Here is a 15,278-nt window from a genome sequence, read left to right on the forward strand (position 1 = left end):
CGTCTTCTCCGGCCCGACTTTCGGATAAGGGACTGCTCCTGGAATAGTTCCCCACGATGTTCAGCATCCCTAGACTCCCTGCGACGGGGGAAACTCGGGGGACAACAAGTGGGGCGCGGAGTGCCGGAACTCGTACTGGAATTGAATGGCAGCACCTGGACGCTCGATCCGTCCAGGCCGTACACCCTGGGGCGTGACCCGCAGGGGGACCTGACGATCGACGACGCCAGAGTCTCGTGGCGGCACGCCACGATCAGCTGGGGCGGCGGGAGTTGGTTCATCGAGGACCACGGCTCCACCAACGGCACGTATGTGCAGGGGCAGCGGATCCAGCGGGCGGAGATCGGGCCCGGCTCCGCCGTACGCCTGGGCAACGCGACCGACGGCCCGCGGCTGGATCTCACCGCCGGCGCCCACGGCGGTCAGCCGGCCGCCGCAGCCCACCAGGCCCCCGCACACCAGCCGCAGCAGCACGCGCAGGCGGGCGGCGCCTGGCCCGGACAGCAGGCACCCGCCCAGCACCAGGCCCCGCCCCAGCAGGCGTGGCAGCAGCAGGCACCGGAGCCCCAGCAGCAGGCCCCGTACCAGCAGGTTCCGCACCAGCAGGGCCCGGCCCAGCCGGCCGCCCCGGCCCAGGGCGGCGGACCGGCCCACGGCGGCGGTCCGGTTGCTCCGCACGGCTACGGCGACCGCAGCCCGACCACGTTCCACCAGCTGGCGCTCGGCCGCGTCATGCGCATCGGCCGTGCCCTGGAGAACGAGCTGGTCGTCTCCGACCTCCAGGTCTCCCGTAACCACGCCGAGTTCCACGCGACGCCCGACGGCCGGTTCGAGATCCGCGACCTCGGCTCGCACAACGGCACGTACGTCAACGGTCTGCCGCTCCAGAAGTCCGGCTCGGCGCTCATCGGCCCGAACGACATCGTCGGCGTCGGCCACTCGACGTTCCGCCTGGTCGGCGACCGGCTGGAAGAGTTCGTCGACACCGGCCAGGTCTCCTTCTCCGCCCGCCACCTCACGGTGACGGTCGACGGCGGGAAGCAGATCCTCAAGGACGTCTCCTTCGGCGTCCCCGAGAAGTCGCTGATCGCGGTCATCGGCCCCTCGGGCTCCGGAAAGTCCACCCTGCTCAAGGCGCTCACCGGCTACCGGCCCGCCGACGAGGGCGACGTCCTCTACGACAACCGGAACCTGTACAAGCAGTTCGCCGAGCTGCGCCAGCGCATCGGTCTGGTCCCGCAGGACGACATCCTGCACAAGGAACTGACCGTCACCAAGGCCCTCAAGTACGCGGCCAGGCTCCGCTTCCCCGCGGACACCACGGAGGCCGAGCGCCAGGCCCGGATCACCGAGGTCCTCGCCGAGCTCAAGCTCGACATCCACAAGGACAAGAAGATCACCTCGCTCTCCGGCGGCCAGCGCAAGCGCGTCTCGGTCGCCCTGGAGCTGCTGACCAAGCCGTCGCTGATCTTCCTGGACGAGCCGACCTCCGGCCTCGACCCGGGCATGGACCGCGACGTCATGCAGCTGCTGCGCGGCCTCGCCGACGACGGCCGTACCGTCCTCGTCGTCACGCACTCCGTGGCCGAGCTGGCCATCTGCGACAAGCTGCTCGTGATGGCGCCCGGCGGCGCCGTCGCGTACTTCGGTCCGCCGGAGGAGGCGCTGAACTTCTTCGGCTACAGCTCCTGGGCCGACGTCTTCTCCGCCTTCGAGAACTACCGCGACTACGACTGGGCGGGCCGCTGGCGCGGTTCGCAGCACTACCAGATGTACGCCGCCGACATCGACGCCGTCGCCGCGCAGTCCGTCCACATGCCGCCGCCCCAGCAGATGCGCCCCCCGAAGCCGCAGAGCTGGGGGACGCAGCTGTGGACCCTGGTGCGCAGATACACCTCCGTCATCGCCTCCGACAAGGCCTTCCTCGGCCTGATGGTGGCGCTGCCCGCGGTGATCGGTGTGCTGGCCGCGGTCATCCCGGCCGACTTCGGACTGGCCCCGCCCACGCCGCCGACCCAGTTCAACGGCAAGGCCGGAATGATCCTGCTGATCCTCGCGGTCGGCATCTGCCTGGCCGGTTCCGCCAGCTCCGTACGAGAACTGATCAAGGAACGCGTCATCTACGAACGGGAACGGGCCACCGGCCTCTCCCGCTCGGCCTATCTGGTGTCCAAGGTGATCGTGCTCGGCGTGATCACCGCTTTCCAGAGCGTGATCCTCTGCGGCATCTGCTTCGCCGCCCGTGAGCTGCCGGCCGAGGGGCTGTTCATGTCTCCGGCCGTCGAGATCTGCATCTCCATCGTGGCCCTCGGGTTCACCTCGATGATGTTCGGCCTGATGATCTCCGCGCTGGTCAAGACGTCCGAGATGACCATGCCGCTGCTGGTCATGTTCGCGATCGTCCAGCTGGTCTTCACCGGAGTCCTCTTCCAGGTGTACGGGACGCCCGGCCTGGAGCAGCTCACCTGGCTGATGCCGTCCCGCTGGGGCGTGGCCGCGGCCGGCACCACGCTGGACCTGGCCAACCTGATGCCGCCGTGGGACCCGAAGAACCCGACCGACCTGGACCCGCTGTGGGAGGCCACGGCGACCCAGTGGGGGATCAACATCTTCGTGCTGCTGGTGCTCGGCCTGCTCTGCGCCTTCGCCGTCGCCCGGCTGCTGCGCCGCCACGAGCCCGAGGTCATGCGCAAGTAGTCCATATCCATGTCCATGTCCATGGACGACGCCGAGGCCGGCACCCCGCGGGGTGCCGGCCTCCGGCATGTGTACGGCTCAGCGGTGGAGCCGGGCTCAGTACGCGCTGTCGACGTTGTCCATGGTGCCGTAGCGGTCGGCCGCGTAGTTGCAGGCGGCGACGATGTTGGCGACCGGGTCGTACAGGTCCTTCTTGGTGCCCTTGACGTGGTACCGGTCGAAGGTCGGCTGGATCACCTGGAGCAGACCCTTGGAGGGGACGCCGTTCCGGGCGTTGATGTCCCAGTTGTTGATCGCCCAGCGGTTGCCGCTGGACTCCCGGATGATGTTGCGGTGGATCCCCTCGTAGGAGCCGGGGATGCCTTCCTTCTTCATGATCGCCATGGCCTCGCGGATCCAGCCGTCCAGGTTGTTGGCGTAGACGGGCTTGCGCGCGGTCGAGCGGTTGGCGGCCTGGGCGTCGCGCTTCTTCGCGTCGGCCTTGGCCTTGGCTGCCTTCTCGGCCTTGTCCTTCGCGTCCGCCGCGGCCTTGGCCTTCGCGGCCTTCGCCTTGGTCTCGGCGGCGGCCTTCGCCTTGGCGGCGTCGGCGGCCTTCACGAGCTGCTCGGCGGTGGAGTGCTGCTCGATAAGGCTGTCCTGCACGGTCTTGGCCTGCGCGGAGCCGCCGGTGAAGGCGACGGGAGCGGCAGCGCCCGCTGCCTGCGGGGCAACCTCGGCCTCGGCGTTCGACGGGACGAGCGAGAAGGTCAGGGAGGCGACGGCCAGGGCCGACACACCGGCCACGGAGATCTTCTGGACCTTGTTCAGACGACGGACACGGCTGGGAATGCGAGTCGCAGACATGTAGGGCTACCTCTTCGTATTGCTCAGGTGTCCTCACGGAGGACGAGACCGGAGGCGGCGATGCGCACCTCCGTCGGGGACGAGAGCAATTCTTAGCGGCAGCAAAATCGTGTGGCAAAGGTGTGACGTACGAAGCCGGGTAGTGGAACAGGGTCCTGTTAGTCCGAAATAACCCCCGCTCATGCCCACCCAAAACGCCCTTTTAGGTCCACTAGGGACGTTCGTAAGTGACCTGCGCCCTATGCCTGGGCTCACACCGGCGACGCGCCGACCTCACCATTCGTTGCTGGAGCAATCCGGAGCGTTATGTTCCTCATCCGGCAAGATGAGATGGACGTCCCCGAACTCGTGCCAGAGGTAGCGCCGTTCCAGCGCGGCCTCGTACCCACGGCGCAGCGCCTCGCGCCCCGCCACCGCCTCCAGCATCAGCAGGTGCGAGGCCTGCGGCTCGTGCAGCCCGGTCAGCAGCCCGTCCACCGCCCGCACCCCCCGGCGCGGCGTCACCACCAGATCCGTCCAGCCCGCGACCGGGCGCACCACCCCCTCCGTGTCCGCCGCCGACTCCAGCGCCCGCACCGCCGTCGTCCCGACCGCCACCACCCGGCCGCCCGCCGCCCGCGCCGCGTTCACCAGCCACGCCGTGGCGGACGGCACCGCGAACCGCTCCGGGTACGGCGGCTCGTGCGCCTCCGCCGACGCCACCCCCGTATCCAGGGACAGCGGGGCGAACTGCACCCCGCGGCTCACCAGCTCCGCCACCAGGGCGGCCGTGAAGGGCCGGGCCGCGCTCGGCATCTCCGCCGAACCGCGCCCGTCCGGCGCCGGGACCGCGAACACCGTCTGATACGCGGACAACGGCTGATCCCGCTCCGTGTACGCGTACCGGATCGGCCTCCCGTACCGCCGCAACAGCTCCGGCACCCGGTCCGGGACCCGCGCCCACCACAGCCGCGCCCCCACCGCGGGCCCCGGGGAGTGGCGCCGGTCCGGCCCGCCCGACAAGGTGCCTCCCACCGGCTCCTCCAGCACCAGCTCCCGCCCGCCCGGCAGCCGCACCACCGCACCCGCCGGCCCGCCCGGGCGCGGCACGGTGGCCCCCGAGGCGGCGGGCGCCCGCAGCTCCACCGCCCACCGCCCGTCCTCACCCCGCGTCGAGAAGTGCACGACGACCCGGTCGCCGCCCACCCGCCCGTTCACCGCGGCCGGCAACGTCGCCGACGTGTTCACCACCAGCACGTCCCCGGCCCGCAGCTGCCCCGGCAGCTCCCGGAACGCGTGGTGCGACACGGCCGCCCCCCGGGTCACCAGCAGCCGTACGTCGTCCCGCCCCGCCCCCCGCTGCTCGGCCGGCACCCGGGCCGAGAGCTCAGCGGGCACCCGCAACGCCTCCAGGGGCGAAGCCCCGGGCCCGGCCGAAGGGGCGCCGCCCCCGTCCCGCCTCGCCGCCCCCACCGCACTCACCGCGCACCCCCGTCCGCCGCCACCGGCCCCTCCAGCAGGGCCGGAGCGGCGAACCGCCCACTGGCCGGCCGCTCCCGCACCAGCCGCAGGAACGCGGGCACCACGCTCGCGGGTGAGGGCCGCCTCTCCCCGCCGTCGTCCGGCACGGCGGCCTCGTACAGATCCGTGTCCATGTCCCCCGGATCGACGGCCCACACCCGCAGCCCCGGCTCCTCCACGCCCAGCACCGCCGCCAGCTGGTCCAGCGCCGCCTTCGACGCCCCGTAACCGCCCCACGTCCCGTACGGCTCCGCCGCCGCGTCCGAGCTGACCGTCACCACCGCCCCCGCGGCCGACGCCCGCAGCAGCGGAAGCGCCTCCTGTACGAGGCCGAGCGCGGCCACCACGTTGGTCTCCAGCGCCTGCCGCAACCCCTCCAGCGGCTGCGCCTCCAGCCGGACCAGCGGCTCGGCACCCAGCACACTCGCGTTGCTCACCAGCAGATCGAGCCCGCCCAGCTCCCCGGCGGCCGCGACCAGCTCCGCCCGGTGCGCCGCGTCCGTGACATCCCCCGGCACGGCCGCCACCCGCGTCCCGTACCGCTCCCGCACCTCCTTCGCCGTCGCCTCCAGCACTACGGAGGTCCGCGCGTCCAGCACCAGATCCCACCCCTGCCGGGCCAGCGCCTCGGCCAGCGCGCGCCCCAGCCCCTTCGAACCACCCGTGATCAACGCAACCGGCATCGTGACCGTCTCCTCGCTCCACACCGGCGTCCACCGGGCGATCCCGGCGACGCGGAACATCGGCGTCCACCGGGGGTCACCCCGGCGACTCCAACGTAGGAAGCCCTGATCACCCCGCGCCTCGCCCGGTAGCCGCACCCGCACCCGGCACTTCGACCTAGGACCGGGGCGGTCCTAGGTCCTGCGACCGGCCACGGACCCCGACCGGCCTAGGCCCACCGCCCGCCGGCAGCCGCCCTCGGCCCGATCCGGCCGCCGTACCCCGCCGGTACGGTGATCCCATGAGTCATCGCCCGCCGTCGGCCCTCGCCGCGGTGAGTGCCGCGCTGCTCGCCATGAGCCGGCACCTCGAAGTAGGAGACGTCCTCAAGACGATCGTGGCCTCCGCCCGCGAACTGCTCGACGCCCAGTACGCGGCCCTCGGCGTCCCGGACGACCACGGCGGGTTCGCCCAGTTCGTGGTCGACGGCGTGAGCGACGAGCAGTGGAAGGCCATCGGCCCGCTGCCCCGGCAGCACGGCATCCTCGCCGCGATGCTCCACCAGGCGAAGCCCGAGCGGCTCGCCGACGTCCGCAAGGACCCCCGCTTCGAGGGCTGGCCCGACGCGCACCCCGACATGTCCGACTTCCTCGGCCTGCCCATCACGGACGGCGACGAGATCATCGGCGCCCTCTTCCTCGCCAACAAGATGTGCCCCAAGCCCGACGGCGGCTGCGGCTTCACCGCCGAGGACGAGGAGCTGCTCTCGATCCTCGCCCAGCACGCCGCGATCGCCCTCACCAACGCCCGCCTCTACGAGCGCAGCCGCGAGCTGACCATCGCCGAGGAACGCTCCCGCCTCGCCCACGAGCTGCACGACGCGGTCAGCCAGAAGCTGTTCTCGCTCCGGCTCACCGCCCAGGCCGCCACCGCCCTCGTCGACCGCGACCCGGCCCGCGCCAAGGGGGAGCTCCAGCAGGTCGCCGTCCTCGCCGCCGAAGCGGTCGACGAACTGCGGGCGGCCGTCGTGGAGCTGCGCCCCGCCGCGCTCGACGAGGACGGCCTGATCGCCACCCTCCGCACCCAGATCCAGGTCCTGGACCGGGCCCACGCGGCCGCGGTCACCTTCGGCAGCAGCGGTGTACGCGCCCTGCCCGCCGGCCAGGAGGAGGCGCTGCTCCGGGTCGCGCAGGAGGCCCTGCACAACGCCCTGCGCCACTCCGGCGCGGAGCACGTGGACGTCACCCTGACCCGGCGCGCCACCGGGACCGTCCTCCGCGTCACCGACGACGGCACCGGCTTCGACCCCACCGCCGTCCGGCGGGCGGGCCGGCACCTCGGGCTCGTCTCCATGCGCCACCGGGCCAAGAGCGTCGGCGGCAGACTCACCGTTGTTTCGGAGCCCGGGAAGGGCGCCACGATCGAGATGGAGGTCCCCGGTGGCTGACAAGATCATCAGGGTGCTGCTGGTCGACGACCACCAGGTGGTCCGCCGTGGACTGCGTACGTTCCTGGAGATCCAGGAGGACATAGAGGTCGTCGGCGAGGCGTCCGACGGCGCGGAGGGCGTGGCCCGCACCGAGGAGCTGCGGCCCGACGTCGTCCTCATGGACATCAAGATGCCCGGCACCGACGGCATCGAGGCCCTGCGCAGGCTCCGCCAACTCGACAACCCGGCCAGGATCCTCATCGTCACCAGCTTCACCGAACAGCGCACGGTGGTCCCCGCCCTGCGCGCCGGAGCCTCCGGTTACGTCTACAAGGACGTCGACCCGGACGCCCTGGCCGGCGCCATCCGCTCGGTCCACGCCGGACACGTGCTGCTCCAGCCGGAGGTCGCCGGGGCGCTCCTCGCCCAGGACGACGCCGGCAGCGGTACGGGCCGGGGGAGCACCCTGACCGAACGCGAGCGCGAGGTCCTCGGCCTCATCGCCGACGGCCGCTCGAACCGGGAGATCGCCCGCGCCCTCGTCCTCTCCGAGAAGACGGTCAAGACCCATGTATCGAACATCCTGATGAAGCTCGACCTGGCGGACCGCACGCAGGCGGCGCTGTGGGCGGTCCGCAACGGCGCTGCGGGCTGAGATTCATACTGTCGGGTGGATGTCACCCGAACGGCGCATCCTCCCGGGCCGTACGGCGTTCTCCAGGGCACGCTGCGGCGGCTTGCCGCAGCCTCTCTAGGAGGATCCTGAAGTGAACAACCTGAAGAAGGCCGCCGCCGTCACCATGATCGCCGGCGGGCTCATCGCCGCCGGCACCGGCGCGGCCTCCGCGACCGGCCACAGCGGAGCCGACGCCCACGGCGTGGCCGTCGGCTCCCCGGGCGTCGCCAGCGGCAACCTGGTCCAGGTCCCGGTCCACGTCCCGGTGAACGTGGTCGGCAACACGGTCAACGTGATCGGCCTGCTCAACCCGGCCTTCGGCAACCTCGGCCTGAACCACTGACACCCCCGGCCCGCCCCCACCCTCCCCGGGGGCGGCCCGCACCCACCCAGCCCGTCCGCCCCCACTCAGCCCGTCCGGCGCTTGAGGACGGAACCCTGCCCCCGGGGCTCCCGAGGCGAGCGAGCCCCTCGCCCCGCGAATCCCAGCCAGCTCGCCCGCACCCACCCAGCCCGTCCGGCGCTTGAGGACGGAACCCTGACCCCGGGGCTCCCGAGGCGAGCGAGCCCTCCGCCCGGCAAATCCAGCCCGTCCGGCGCTTGAGGACAGATGCCCGCGGCCCTAGCGCCGAACCTCCCCGCCCTCCACATACGCGTTGTAGGCCGCCACCAACGCCCGCCGAGCCACCCGCTCCACCGGCCGCAACGCCGCCCCCCGAGCCGCGATCTCCGACGCGCTCACCGCACCCCCGTGCCCCGACCCGTACGCCACCGAGACCAGCAGCCCCACCCGCTGCGCCAGCTCCAGCACCCGCACCGCCCGCGGCGGATACCCCGGCGCCAGCACATCGCGCCCCCGGCCCCCCTCCGCCCGCGCCCGGTACGCGTCCACCGCCGCCTCCGCCACCGGACCCGAACCGGCCACATCCAGCCGCGCCAGCGCCGCCGTCGCATCCCGCAACGCCTCCGCCAGCTCCCGCTCCGCCTCGCTCAGCGACGGCACGTCCGCCGGCGGCGCCTCCCGCACCGGCAGCACCCGCCACACCACCTCGACGTGCAGATCCCCCTCCGGCCCCGCCTCGGTCACCTCCGGCACCAGCCCGTACGGCACCCCGTACGCGATCACCGCCTCCTCCGCCTCCAGCGCCCGCGCGTTGAAGTCGGGCGGACCGGACAGCCCCAGCGGATGCCCCGGCACCGGCAGCGCGACCCGGAAACCCGTCGCCCCCAGCGCCCGCAACCGCCCGAGCGCCAGCGTGAGCCCGACCGGCCCCGCCTCACCCGGCAGCCCCTCGACGCGGTGCACCGCGTCCTCCCCGACAATCGCGAGAGCCGCGTCGTCCGGCGAGACAAGTCCCGCCAGCAGCGCGTTCCCCCAGGCGGCCAACAACCCTGAACGTGGTTCCACAAGCATGGGAGACAGCCTAAAGAACACCCCGGGAACGAACAGAGAACTGACCGGAGACGGACCGGGACCGGACCTCACGGCCGGACCACTCGCGCGGTGGCGTAGGTTTTCTCCTGGGACCGTGCCCACAGGCACGCGACGATCTCGACGAGACTGCATGGGGAGACAACGCGCTCATGAGCGATGTACTGGAGCTGGTGGACGTATCCGTGGTCCGCGACGGACGCGCTCTGGTGGACGACGTCTCCTGGTCGGTCAAGGAGGGGGAGCGCTGGGTCATCCTGGGCCCCAACGGCGCCGGCAAGACGACGCTCCTCAACCTCGCGTCCAGCTACCTCTTCCCGAGCAAGGGAACGGCCACCGTCCTCGGCGAGCAGCTGGGCGGCGTCGGCACCGACGTCTTCGAGCTCCGCCCCCGGATCGGCATGGCGGGCGTGGCGATGGCCGACAAGCTGCCCAAGAAGCAGACGGTGCTGCAGACCGTGCTCACCGCCGCCTACGGCATGACCGCCACCTGGCACGAGAACTACGAGGCCGTCGACGAGGAGCGCGCCCGCGCCTTCCTGGACCGCCTCGGCATGACCGAGTACCTGGACCGCAAGTTCGGCACGCTCTCCGAAGGAGAGCGCAAGCGCACGCTGATCGCCCGCGCGATGATGACCGACCCCGAGCTGCTGCTCCTCGACGAGCCCGCCGCCGGACTCGACCTCGGCGGCCGCGAGGACCTGGTCCGCCGCCTCGGCCGCCTCGCCCGCGACCCGTACGCCCCCTCCATGATCATGGTCACCCACCATGTCGAGGAGATCGCGCCCGGCTTCACCCACGTCCTGATGATCCGCCAGGGCAAGATCCTCGCGGCCGGACCCATGGAGACCGAGCTCAGCTCCCGTAACCTCTCGCTCTGCTTCGGCCTGCCGCTGATCGTCGAGCACACCGGCGACCGCTACACCGCCCACGGCCTGCCGCTCTCCTGACCGAACGCCCGCCCGCAGCCGGCCCGGCGGCCGGTATGGCGCAATCCGCCGGGTAATCAGCGCAGTTGACCACCCCTGCGCCCTGTCGGTGACGCACCGACAGTCCTACGATGACCATGTGGACATCGACGCATGGGTGTGGTGGCTGATCGTCGCGGCGGGGCTGGGCATCCCCCTCGTCCTGACCGCGATGCCTGAATTGGGAATGTTCGCCGTCGGGGCGCTGGCCGCATCGGTCGTCGCCGCGCTCGGCGGCGGCATCGTGGCCCAGGTGCTGGTCTTCGTCGGGGTGTCGGTGGCGCTGCTCGTCGTCGTCCGCCCGATCGCCGCCAGACACCGGGCCGGACAGACGGGGCACGCCAGCGGTATCGACGCCCTGAAGGGCCGTCAGGCGGTCGTCCTGGAACGGGTGAGCGCCGACGGCGGCGGCCGCATCAAGCTCGCCGGTGAGGTCTGGTCGGCGCGCTCGCTCGACGAGGACCAGGTCTTCGAGCCCGGCCGGCAGGTCGATGTCGTGGACATCGACGGAGCGACGGCCGTCGTCATGTGAGCGAACCGCGCACGAGCCGGGCGCAGTTCTGCGAGACTCGAAGTCGATCATGTCGATCATCATGAGATCCGTCGGCAACCGAAGGGCACGAGAGACACGATGCAACCGATCATCATCGTCCTGATCATTCTGGTGGTGCTCGTCTTCATCGCCCTGATCAAGACGATCCAGGTCATCCCGCAGGCCAGCGCCGCCATCGTGGAGCGCTTCGGCCGCTACACGCGCACCCTGAACGCGGGCCTGAACATCGTCGTCCCGTTCATCGACTCGATCCGCAACCGGATCGACCTCCGTGAACAGGTCGTGCCCTTCCCGCCGCAGCCGGTGATCACCCAGGACAACCTGGTCGTCAACATCGACACCGTCATCTACTACCAGGTGACCGATGCCCGCGCCGCGACCTACGAGGTCGCCAGCTACATCCAGGCGATCGAGCAGCTCACCGTCACCACCCTCCGCAACATCATCGGCGGCATGGACCTGGAGCGCACCCTCACCTCCCGCGAGGAGATCAACGCGGCGCTGCGCGGCGTCCTCGACGAGGCGACCGGCAAGTGGGGCATCCGCGTCAACCGCGTCGAGCTCAAGGCCATCGAACCGCCCACCTCCATCCAGGACTCGATGGAGAAGCAGATGCGCGCCGACCGTGACAAGCGCGCCGCGATCCTCACCGCCGAAGGCATCCGGCAGTCCCAGATCCTCACCGCCGAAGGTGAGAAGCAGTCCGCGATCCTGCGCGCCGAGGGTGAGTCGAAGGCAGCGGCCCTCCGGGCCGAGGGTGAGGCCCAGGCCGTCCGCACGGTCTTCGAGGCCATCCACGCGGGGGACCCGGACCAGAAGCTGCTCTCGTACCAGTACCTCCAGATGCTCCCGAAGATCGCCGAGGGCGATGCCAACAAGCTCTGGATCGTGCCCAGCGAGATCGGCGACGCCCTCAAGGGCCTCAGCGGAGCCTTCGGCAACCTCGGCGGCGGCACCCCCGGCTTCAACACCGGCGGCACCGGCGGCAACAGCGCCGACGGAAGCAACGGGGGTAACGGCGGCACCGGCGGCAACGGAGGAGGTGCCGGCGTGGTCAACCCCCGTGGCGCCGCCGTCGAACGCCGCGAAGAACCCCCGGTCTACTGACGCGCCACCACCTTCGTGCATGATCAGTGAGGCCCCTCGACCTTCATGGCGGGGAGGCATCACTGACCATCGAAGGAGATGGCCTTGTCCATCTGGGAAATACTCGCCGTCTTCGCGGCGGGAGTCGGTGCGGGCACGATCAACACGATCGTCGGCTCAGGCACCCTGATCACCTTCCCCGTCCTGCTGGCCACCGGCCTCCCGCCGGTGACCGCCACCGTCTCCAACGCACTCGGGCTGATCCCCGGCTCCATCAGCGGCGCCATCGGCTACCGCAAGGAGCTGGCCGGCCAGCGCCGCCGCATCCTGAAACTCTCCGTCGGAGCCGCCATCGGCGGCCTCACCGGCGCCACGCTCCTCCTCGCGCTGCCCTCCACGGCGTTCGAGACGATCGTCCCGGTCCTGGTCGCCCTGGCCCTCGTCCTGGTGGTCCTGCAACCACGCATCAGCAAAGCCGTCCAGCGCCGCCGCGAACGCACCGGCACCCCGGCCCGCCCCGACGGCGGCCCGCTCCTGTTCACCGGCCTCACGCTCGCCAGCGTCTACGGGGGCTACTTCACCGCCGCCCAGGGGATCATCTACCTCTCCCTGATGGGGATGCTGGTCGACGACACCCTCCAGCGCCTCAACGCCGTCAAGAACGTCCTGGCCGCCGTGGTCAACACCATCGCCGCGCTGTTCTTCCTCTTCGTCGCTGACTTCGACTGGACGGCGGTCGTCCTGATCGCCGTCGGCTCGGCCATCGGCGGCCAGATAGGCGCCAAGGTCGGCCGCCGCCTCAGCCCCGCCCTCCTGCGCGCCCTGATCGTCGTCGTCGGCTCCGCGGCCATCGTCCAGCTGCTGCTCCGCTGACACACGTGGGCCCGCCCCCTCACAGGGACGGGCCCACGCACACAGCATCAGCCGTACGTCATCTACGTCATGGATCTACATGGCTCTACGCGGCCGCCGCACCCCGCTCCAGCCACTGCGGCAGCTCCGCCCGGTCACCGGCCCCCATCGCCAGCAGCATCGCCTCGGCGGGGGAGGGGACGAACGGCTGTTTCAGCAACGGCATCCCCGCCTGCTCGGGCGTCCGGGCCGCCTTGCGGTGGTTGTCCTCGGCACAGGACGCCACCGTGTTCAGCCAGGTGTCCTGACCGCCCTGGGCCCGCGGTACGACGTGGTCGACGGTGGACGCCCGCCGCCCGCAGTAGGCGCACCGGTGCTGGTCCCGTATGAGCACACCCCTTCTGGACCACGGGGCCTGTCTTCGGAACGGCACCCGTACGTACCGGCAGAGCCTGATCACCCGGGGCGCCGGAATGTCCACGGCGGCACCACGCATACGGAGCTCGGGATGCGACTGCTCGACGACGGCCTTGTCCGTCAGGATCAGGACCACCGCACGGTTGAGCGTCACTGTCGACAGCGGCTCGAAGCTCGCGTTGAGAACCAGCGTGTCACGCATCCTGCCCACCTCCCGTGTGCCGCCCGCCCCCTGGCAGGCCCGGATCAACTCTGGCTGGGCAGGCCGCGATGGACAACGCAATAAAAAATGCCCTGCTCTGATCTCTCCAAGACCAGAGCAGGGCAAACAACAGGCGAACTAATCGGCGGCGGGAGCCTCGTACTCACCGATCAGCTGAGCACGCCCCAGCGTGTGGAACCGCAGGTTGAACCCGACCACCGCGGGCGAGGAGTCGCTGTCGATCCCGAGCTTCTCGGTGTCCACCGCGTACACGGTGAACACATAGCGGTGGTTCTCCCCGGCGGGCGGCGCGGCCCCGCCGAACTCCTTCGCCCCGTAGTCGTTACGGGCCTGGACGGCCCCCTCGGGCAGCCCCTCGAACGCACCGCTGCCCGCGCCGGCCGGCAGCTCGGTCACGGAGACCGGGATGTCGAAGACCACCCAGTGCCAGAACCCGCTCCCCGTCGGGGCGTCCGGGTCGAAGCACGTCACGGCGAAACTCTTGGCATCCGCCGGGAAACCCTCCCACCGCAGGTGCGGCGATGTGTTCCCGGACGCAAGCACCTGAGCGTCGGCCAGCACCGCACCGGGCGCGAGATCCTTGCTCGTCACGGTGAACGCGTGGACCTCCGGATGGAAGTCGTGCGGCAGCGGGGCCCTCTTCGGCTCGGTCACGTCTCGTACCTCTCCTGATCGGCGTCGGCTCGTCTTCAGAGGGTTTCCCCACCTGGCGGATCTACCCCATCCGACCCTAGAGCCCTAGAGCCAGTTGCGCTGTCCGCCGACCTGGGCCAGCCACTGGTTGAGGTAGGCCGCCCAGTCGGTCTGCTGGAAGTCGTGCAGACCCACCTTGAACGCGCGGTAGGAGTCGCTGCCCTCGCTGAACAGCCCCGGCTTCTTGTCCATCTCCAGGATCACGTCCATCTCGCGGTCGTCCGCGACGAACGTCAGCTCGACCTGGTGGAGCCCGCGGTACTGCGACGGCGGGACGAACTCGATCTCCTGGTAGAACGGCAGCCGCTGACGCGACCCGCGGATGTGGCCGCGCTCCATGTCCGCGCTGCGGAAACGGAAGCCGAGCTGCCCGAAGGCGTCCAGAATGGCCTGCTGCGCCGGCAGCGGGTGCACATTGATCGGGTCCAGGTCACCGGAGTCCAGCGCCCGGGCGATCTCCAGCTCGGTGGTCACCCCGATGTCCATGCCGCGCAGGTGCTGACCGGCGAACATCGTGACCGGCGTCTCCCAGGGGATCTCCAGGCCGAACGGCACCACGTGCACCGCCCCCGCCTGCACCTCGAAGGCGCCGCCGAGCCGCACCTTGGCGAACTCGATGTTCTGCTTGGTCTCCTGGTCACCGCTCTCGACCTCGACCCGCGCCTGCAGGCCGACGGAGAGCCCCTCGATCTGCTGAGCCACGGACCCGCCCTGGATCCGCACCTCCCCCTGCACGACCCCACCGGGGACGACGTTCACCTCGGTGAGCTCGGTCTCCACCGAGGCACCACCGGCACCCAGACTCGCGAGCAGCCGCTTGAAGCCCATGTTCACTCCTTCTTGGTCCTGACCCCTAGATACGCGCCATGACCGTAGCCGGTTCCCGCGCTCACCTCCCCAGTACCCTCGGACGGCATGACCAAGGGCTCCGACCGCACACCGCTGACGCGCGACTTCTTCGACCGATCCGTCCTGGACGTCGCCCCCGACCTGCTGGGCCGCACGCTCGTCCGCCACAGCGACGAGGGCACGATCGAGGTACGTCTCACCGAGGTGGAGGCGTACGCCGGCGAGGCCGACCCCGGCTCGCACGCCTTCCGGGGCCGCACGGCCCGCAACAGCGTGATGTTCGGCCCGCCCGGTCATACGTACGTCTACTTCACGTACGGGATGTGGCACTGCCTCAACCTGGTCTGCGGCCCCGAAGGCCATGCGAGCGGGGTCCTGCTCCGGGCCGGCGAGATCG

General features: G+C 71.0%; 16 protein-coding genes (1 of these 16 running past the window's edge). 9 read left to right on the forward strand and 7 right to left on the reverse strand.

The window, feature by feature from the left end; genetic code table 11:
- Positions 1–120 precede the first annotated feature (120 nt).
- A complete protein-coding gene (locus R2B67_RS29465; RefSeq protein WP_455679980.1) occupies positions 121–2,697 on the forward strand; it encodes an ABC transporter ATP-binding protein/permease in 2,577 nt (858 codons plus the stop codon).
- 96 nt (positions 2,698–2,793) lie between these two features.
- On the opposite strand, the gene R2B67_RS29470 is transcribed toward R2B67_RS29465, so the two are convergent.
- From R2B67_RS29470 to R2B67_RS29480, 3 genes are all read right to left on the reverse strand, one after another.
- Complete coding sequence (locus R2B67_RS29470; protein WP_026241518.1) at positions 2,794–3,540, reverse strand: transglycosylase SLT domain-containing protein; 747 nt, start codon at positions 3,538–3,540, stop codon at positions 2,794–2,796.
- Between the two features lie 273 nt (positions 3,541–3,813).
- Positions 3,814–4,917: an S-adenosylmethionine:tRNA ribosyltransferase-isomerase gene (locus R2B67_RS29475; protein ID WP_381075338.1), complete on the reverse strand. Its 1,104-nt coding sequence runs from the start codon at positions 4,915–4,917 to the stop codon at positions 3,814–3,816.
- Positions 4,918–4,997: 80 nt separating this feature from the next.
- The gene (locus R2B67_RS29480) at positions 4,998–5,723 is read right to left on the reverse strand and encodes an SDR family NAD(P)-dependent oxidoreductase (RefSeq protein ID WP_317824981.1); all 726 of its coding nucleotides are present in this window, start codon (positions 5,721–5,723) and stop codon (positions 4,998–5,000) included.
- Between the two features lie 281 nt (positions 5,724–6,004).
- Between R2B67_RS29480 and R2B67_RS29485 the strand changes: the two genes are divergently transcribed.
- From R2B67_RS29485 to R2B67_RS29495, 3 genes are all read left to right on the forward strand, one after another.
- A complete protein-coding gene (locus tag R2B67_RS29485; protein ID WP_317822277.1) occupies positions 6,005–7,150 on the forward strand; it encodes a GAF domain-containing sensor histidine kinase in 1,146 nt (381 codons plus the stop codon).
- Entirely contained in the window at positions 7,143–7,787 is a 645-nt protein-coding gene (locus R2B67_RS29490) for a response regulator (RefSeq protein WP_018512265.1), read from the forward strand. The genes R2B67_RS29485 and R2B67_RS29490 overlap by 8 nt, the downstream gene beginning before the upstream one ends.
- A 112-nt stretch (positions 7,788–7,899) precedes the next feature.
- Positions 7,900–8,151: a chaplin family protein gene (locus R2B67_RS29495; protein WP_317822278.1), complete on the forward strand. Its 252-nt coding sequence runs from the start codon at positions 7,900–7,902 to the stop codon at positions 8,149–8,151.
- A gap of 279 nt (positions 8,152–8,430) precedes the next feature.
- On the opposite strand, the gene R2B67_RS29500 is transcribed toward R2B67_RS29495, so the two are convergent.
- Positions 8,431–9,222 (reverse strand): Rv1486c family protein, encoded by a 792-nt coding sequence (locus R2B67_RS29500; protein ID WP_026241522.1) that lies wholly within the window; start codon positions 9,220–9,222, stop codon positions 8,431–8,433.
- A 170-nt stretch (positions 9,223–9,392) separates the two neighbouring features.
- Between R2B67_RS29500 and R2B67_RS29505 the strand changes: the two genes are divergently transcribed.
- The 4 genes from R2B67_RS29505 to R2B67_RS29520 all read left to right on the forward strand — a co-directional run bounded on the left by R2B67_RS29505 (position 9,393) and on the right by R2B67_RS29520 (position 12,720).
- The gene (locus R2B67_RS29505) at positions 9,393–10,190 is read left to right on the forward strand and encodes an ABC transporter ATP-binding protein (RefSeq protein ID WP_317822280.1); all 798 of its coding nucleotides are present in this window, start codon (positions 9,393–9,395) and stop codon (positions 10,188–10,190) included.
- A gap of 118 nt (positions 10,191–10,308) precedes the next feature.
- Positions 10,309–10,740, forward strand: coding sequence for an NfeD family protein (locus R2B67_RS29510; protein WP_018512269.1), 432 nt, complete (start codon positions 10,309–10,311; stop codon positions 10,738–10,740).
- Between the two features lie 99 nt (positions 10,741–10,839).
- Positions 10,840–11,868, forward strand: a complete 1,029-nt coding sequence (locus R2B67_RS29515; protein WP_317822282.1) for an SPFH domain-containing protein — start codon at positions 10,840–10,842, stop codon at positions 11,866–11,868.
- A gap of 84 nt (positions 11,869–11,952) precedes the next feature.
- Positions 11,953–12,720 (forward strand): sulfite exporter TauE/SafE family protein, encoded by a 768-nt coding sequence (locus tag R2B67_RS29520; protein WP_018512271.1) that lies wholly within the window; start codon positions 11,953–11,955, stop codon positions 12,718–12,720.
- An 85-nt stretch (positions 12,721–12,805) separates the two neighbouring features.
- Here the strand turns inward: R2B67_RS29520 and R2B67_RS29525 are convergent, their stop codons facing one another.
- The 3 genes from R2B67_RS29525 to R2B67_RS29535 form a co-directional block, all read right to left on the reverse strand.
- Positions 12,806–13,318 carry an HNH endonuclease gene (locus R2B67_RS29525; protein ID WP_030568234.1) on the reverse strand — a complete coding sequence of 171 codons (513 nt, stop codon included), beginning with the start codon at positions 13,316–13,318 and terminating at the stop codon, positions 12,806–12,808.
- Positions 13,319–13,456: 138 nt separating this feature from the next.
- Positions 13,457–13,993, reverse strand: coding sequence for a YbhB/YbcL family Raf kinase inhibitor-like protein (locus R2B67_RS29530; protein WP_317822285.1), 537 nt, complete (start codon positions 13,991–13,993; stop codon positions 13,457–13,459).
- An 84-nt stretch (positions 13,994–14,077) separates the two neighbouring features.
- Positions 14,078–14,860 carry a sporulation protein gene (locus R2B67_RS29535; RefSeq protein WP_018512274.1) on the reverse strand — a complete coding sequence of 261 codons (783 nt, stop codon included), beginning with the start codon at positions 14,858–14,860 and terminating at the stop codon, positions 14,078–14,080.
- Between the two features lie 87 nt (positions 14,861–14,947).
- Between R2B67_RS29535 and R2B67_RS29540 the strand changes: the two genes are divergently transcribed.
- Positions 14,948–15,278, forward strand: partial view of a DNA-3-methyladenine glycosylase gene (locus tag R2B67_RS29540; protein WP_317822288.1) — the 5' portion only. It continues 314 nt past the right edge of the window; 331 of the gene's 645 nt are visible here — the first part of the coding sequence; its start codon is at positions 14,948–14,950; its stop codon lies beyond the right edge, outside the window.

The sequence above is a fragment of the Streptomyces cyaneofuscatus genome, assembly GCF_033109485.1.
Taxonomy (GTDB): domain Bacteria; phylum Actinomycetota; class Actinomycetes; order Streptomycetales; family Streptomycetaceae; genus Streptomyces; species Streptomyces cyaneofuscatus.